The organism is Mesorhizobium sp. M2C.T.Ca.TU.002.02.1.1, assembly GCF_003997225.1.
The window spans coordinates 1-4899 of record NZ_RZTO01000467.1; the positions used below are offsets into that span (position 1 = coordinate 1).

Annotated in this window: 4 protein-coding genes; 2 read left to right on the plus strand and 2 right to left on the minus strand. The window is 64.5% G+C overall.

From position 1 onward, the window contains the following. Window positions 1-421 (plus strand): helix-turn-helix transcriptional regulator (locus tag EOD07_RS22405; protein ID WP_164772431.1); only part of this gene is annotated, 421 nt, incomplete at its 5' end. A gap of 100 nt (window positions 422-521) precedes the next feature. Here the strand turns inward: EOD07_RS22405 and secA are convergent. Continuing rightward, window positions 522-3254, minus strand: coding sequence for a preprotein translocase subunit SecA (gene secA, locus EOD07_RS22410; protein WP_127237016.1), 2733 nt, complete (start codon window positions 3252-3254; stop codon window positions 522-524). A gap of 263 nt (window positions 3255-3517) precedes the next feature. Here secA and EOD07_RS22415 point away from each other — a divergent pair, with 263 nt between their 5' ends. Beyond that, on the plus strand, window positions 3518-4438 hold the full coding sequence (locus tag EOD07_RS22415; protein ID WP_127237017.1) for a peptidylprolyl isomerase: 921 nt from the start codon (window positions 3518-3520) through the stop codon (window positions 4436-4438). A gap of 51 nt (window positions 4439-4489) precedes the next feature. Here the strand turns inward: EOD07_RS22415 and EOD07_RS22420 are convergent. Next, a partial coding sequence (locus EOD07_RS22420) for a TetR-like C-terminal domain-containing protein (RefSeq protein WP_127237018.1) occupies window positions 4490-4899 on the minus strand: 410 nt, incomplete at its 5' end.

The window sequence follows — 4899 nt, forward strand, 5'->3', positions numbered from 1 at the left end:
ACTGAGCGGCGACTGGCGCGCGGCCGCCGCGCGATGGGCCGAAATGGGCGCGCCTTTCGAACAGGCAATGGCCCTGCTGCTCGGCGACGAAGCGGCGCAGCGCGAGGCGCTCGCCATTTTCGAGGACCTCGGCGCGAGAGCGATCGCGCAGCACGCCCGCGGCCTCATGCGCGAAAGCGGCGTCAGCCACATCGCAAGAGGACCGCGACAGGCGACGCGCGCCAACCAGGCCGGCCTCACTCAGCGCCAGATGGAAGTCCTGGAACTTCACGAGCGGGGCTTTTCCAACAAGAAGATCGCCGCGCATCTGACGATTTCGCCCAAGACGGTCGATCACCATGTCTCGGCGGTGCTGGAGAAGCTGGAGGTCATCTCGCGCGGCGAGGCGGCGGCCGCGGCGCGCGCGTCGGGGCTGGTGTGAGGTAGTCTCTGGCGCCTGAAGGAAATCTTCACCGCCGGCGCTGCCCTTCATCCGCCCTTCGGGCACCTTCTCCCCGTAGAACGGGGAGAAGGAAAAGAGGTCAGGCGAAGGCGCCGTGGCAGTGCTTGTATTTCTTGCCGGAGCCGCAGGGGCAGAGTTCGTTGCGGCCGACCTTGCCCCAGGTCGAAGGGTTCTTCGGGTCGCGGTTTTCCGGCGCGACGACGGCGTTGGTGTCCTGGCGCATCAGAAGCGCGGTCTCGCCACCCTGGAAATCGTCCTCGCCGGTGGAACCGTCGATATGGCTGCCGAACATCTCGGGCGTTTCGGGCGGCGGCGCGTCGGCTGCCTGGCGCACCAGCTCGACGCGCATCAGCTGCGCGGTGACGGCCTGGCGCAGATTGCCGAGCATGCCCTGGAACAGCTCGAAGGCTTCGCCCTTGTATTCCTGCAGCGGGTCGCGCTGGGCGTAGCCGCGGAAGCCGACCACCGAGCGCAGGTGGTCGAGATTGACGATGTGCTCGCGCCACAGATGGTCGAGCGTCTGCAGCACCACCGAACGTTCGACATAATTCATCACGTCGGGACCGAAGCGGTCGGCGCGCTCCTTGGCGGCTGCGTCGGCCGCGGCCGTGATGCGCTCGCGGATATCGTCCTCGGCGATGCCCTCTTCCTTGACCCATTCCTCGATCGGCAGGTCGAGGTTGAGGTATTGCCCCACCTCTTCCTTGAGGCCGGCGACGTTCCACTGCTCGGCATAGGCGTTCTCGGGAATGTTCTTGGCGACGATCTCCTCGATCACGCCCTCGCGCATCTCGGCGATCGTTTCCGACAGGCCTTCGCCGTCCATCAGCTCGATGCGCTGCTCGAACACCACCTTGCGCTGGTCGTTCGAGACGTCGTCATATTTCAGGAGGTTCTTGCGGATGTCGAAGTTGCGCGCCTCGACCTTCTTCTGCGCCTTCTCCAGCGCCTTGTTGATCCAGGGATGGATGATCGCCTCGTCTTCCTTGAGGCCGAGCTTCTGCAGCATGCCGTCCATGCGCTCGGAGCCGAAGATGCGCATCAAATCGTCCTGCAGCGACAGGAAGAATTTCGAGCGGCCCGGATCGCCCTGACGGCCGGAGCGGCCACGCAACTGGTTGTCGATGCGGCGCGATTCGTGGCGTTCGGTGGCCAGAACGTAGAGGCCGCCGGCGGCCAACGCCTTTTCTTTCAGGCGCTCGACGTCGTCATTGATCGCTTTTTCCCGGGCCTCGCGCTCGGGACCCTCGGGCATGTCGCCAAGCTCCTCGGCGATGCGCATCTCGGCATTGCCGCCGAGCTTGATGTCGGTGCCGCGGCCGGCCATGTTGGTGGCGATGGTGATGGCGCCGGGCTTGCCGGCCTGGGCGACGATGGACGCTTCCCGCTCGTGGTGACGGGCGTTCAGCACCTCGAAGTCCTTGATGCCCTCCTTGCGCAGGCGCTCGGCCAGCAGCTCGGATTTCTCGATCGAGGTGGTGCCGACCAGGATCGGTTGGCCGCGGTCGCGGGCGTCGCGGATCTCCTTGACGATCGCCTTGTATTTCTCGTCGACCGTCCGGTAGACCTCGTCGTCCTCGTCCTTGCGGGCGACCGGCAGGTTGGTCGGGATCTCGGTGACTTCGAGATTGTAGATGTTGGCGAATTCCTCGGCCTCGGTCAGCGCCGTGCCGGTCATGCCGGCGAGCTTCTTGTAGAGACGGAAATAGTTCTGGAAGGTGACGGAGGCCAGCGTCTGGTTCTCCGGCTGGATCTGCACATGCTCCTTGGCTTCGAGCGCCTGGTGCAGGCCTTCCGAATAGCGGCGTCCGGGCATCATGCGGCCGGTGAACTCGTCGATGATGACGATCTCGCCGTTGCGCACGATGTAGTCCCGGTCCTTCTGGAACAACAGATGCGCCTTGAGCGCGTTGTTGACGTGATGGACGATAGCGACGTTCTCGACGTCGTAGAGCGACTCGCCCTTCAACAGGCCGGCGTCGCGCAGCATGTTTTCCAGCTTCTCGGTGCCGTCCTCGGTAAAGATCGTGGTCTTCTGCTTCTCGTCGACCTCGTAGTCGGCCGGGCCGAGCTTCAGCATGAAGGTGTCGATGGTGTTGTACATTTCCGAGCGGTCCTCGAGGGGGCCGGAAATGATCAGCGGCGTGCGCGCTTCGTCGACAAGGATGGAGTCGACCTCGTCGACGATGGCGTAGGAGTGTCCGCGCTGCACCATCTGCGAGCGCTCATACTTCATGTTGTCGCGCAGATAGTCGAAGCCGAGCTCGTTGTTGGTGGCATAGGTGACGTCGGAGGCGTAGGCCTCGCGGCGCTCGTCGTCGGAAAGGCCGTGGACGATGATGCCGACAGTCAGGCCGAGGAATTTGTAGACGCGGCCCATCCATTCGGCGTCGCGCTTGGCAAGGTAGTCGTTGACGGTGACGACATGCACACCCTTGCCGGCGAGCGCGTTGAGATAGACCGGCAAGGTGGCGACCAGCGTCTTGCCTTCGCCGGTGCGCATCTCGGCGATACCGCCATTGTGCAGCACCATGCCGCCGATCAGCTGGACATCGAAAGGCCGCATGCCGAGCACGCGGCGGGCGGCCTCGCGCACCGTGGCGAAGGCCGGGACCAGAAGATCGTCGAGCGAAGCGCCGTTGGCGAGATCCTGGCGGAACTTTTGCGTGCGCCCCGCAAGCTCGGCGTCGGAAAGCGCCCGCATCTCGTTTTCCATGGCGTTGATGGCTTCGACCCTGGGCCGGGTCGACTTGACGCGGCGGTCGTTGGAAGAACCGAAAACCTTACGGGCGAGACCGCCGAGACTGACCATCCAATGGTCCTTTCGATAGCAATTTTAGCCGTTTGCGACAGGCGCCGGGCGGGCCCATCAAATCCGCGTGAATGCGGACAAACGCAAAAAGCGCCCGGAAAACGGTTCTGGACGCCAAGTCGATGGACAGATAAGAGGGGGCTCAATCGATGTCAACGCCGCGTTAGCCCCATGGGCAGCGCCAAATTCCGCCACAATCCGACTGATCTGGAACCCTTTCGCTCCCGCGATCCTTACTGGCAATCCCATTGGAGTTTATCTCGATGTCCCTGTCGTTCCGCCGCGCCTCGCTCGCCAGCCTCGGTCTGGCCCTCGGGCTCTCGGCACTTTGCCTGTCGCCGCTGATGGCGCAGGAGACCAAGCCCGCGGACGCTACCGCGCCTGCCGCCGCTCCCGCGAAGCCGGTCGACCCCAATGCGGTGGTAGCAACCATCAATGGCGAGAAGCTGACCGAGGCCGATCTGCAGCTCGCCGAAGGCGAACTGTCGCAGCAGTTCGCCCAACTGCCGCCCGAGCAGCGCCGTGCGGCTGCCCTTTCGGCGGCGATCGAGATCCGCGTCATGGCCAAGAAGGCGGTCGATGCAGGCCTCGACAAGGACGCCGACTTCCAGCGCCGAATGGCTTTCCTGCAGGCGCGCGCCCTGCATGGCGAGGTCGTCGAGAAGGAAGTGGTCGACAAGGTGACGGACGCCGAAGTGCGCGCCCGCTACGACCAGGAGATCGCCAACACGCCGCCGGTCAACGAAGTGCATGCGCGTCACATCCTCGTGAAGACGAAGGAAGAGGCCGAGGCGATCATCAAGCAGCTCGACGGCGGCGCCGACTTCCAGAAGCTCGCCAACGAACACACCAATGACCCCTCGGGCAAAACCAATGGCGGCGATCTCGGCTGGTTCGGACCGGGTCAGATGGTGCCGGAATTCGACAAGGCGGCCTTCGCGCTCGATGTCGGCAAATACACCAAGGAGCCGGTGCAGACGCAGTTCGGTTGGCACGTCATCAAGCTCGAGGACAAGCGCGCCAAGCAGCCGCCGGCCTTCGACGACGTCAAGGACCAGGCCAAGCAGGCGGTGATCCGCGACAAGTATTTCGCCATGGTCAAGGAACTGCGCGCGGCAGCCAAGGTCGAGATCCCGGACGAGAAGCTCAAGAAGGACATCGACACGCTGGAAGGCGGCAAGTGACAGCCACCAGCTGACTGTTCGGCAAAGGGCGCCTTCGGGCGCCCTTTCGCATTATGAGGCCTGGCCGATCCCTCGCACCAGGTAGCGCACGGCGGCGCGGATCGCCGCCTCGTCCTCGTCGAGCCGCCCGGTCAGCAGATGTCGCCAGGCGAAGGAAGCGATCAGGTCGGCGACGATCCCGGCATCGACATCGGCCGCCACCTCGCCCCGCGCCTTGGCGCGCTCGATCATCCGGCCGGTATGGCTTCGGCGTCCCTTTGAATATTCGGCAAGTGCTGCCGCGGCTGTCTCGTCCGACTGCGCCTCCGCGATCAGCGAGCGGAAGATATTGCCCGATGGGGTGTCGCGCCAATGCGCGAACAGATTTTCGAGGAAGCCGGCCAGGTCGTCCTCGATGTTTCCGGTGTCGGGCGTCTCGACGCGCTTCTGCCGCTGGTAGACCTCGATCAGCAGCGCCGCCT

Bases quoted from the DNA above. Each gene is read 5' to 3' on its own strand.
- secA (WP_127237016.1), bottom strand. From the start codon at position 3,254: ATGGTCAGTCTCGGCGGTCTCGCCCGTAAGGTTTTCGGTTCTTCCAAC.
- EOD07_RS22415 (WP_127237017.1), top strand. From the start codon at position 3,518: ATGTCCCTGTCGTTCCGCCGCGCCTCGCTCGCCAGCCTCGGTCTGGCC.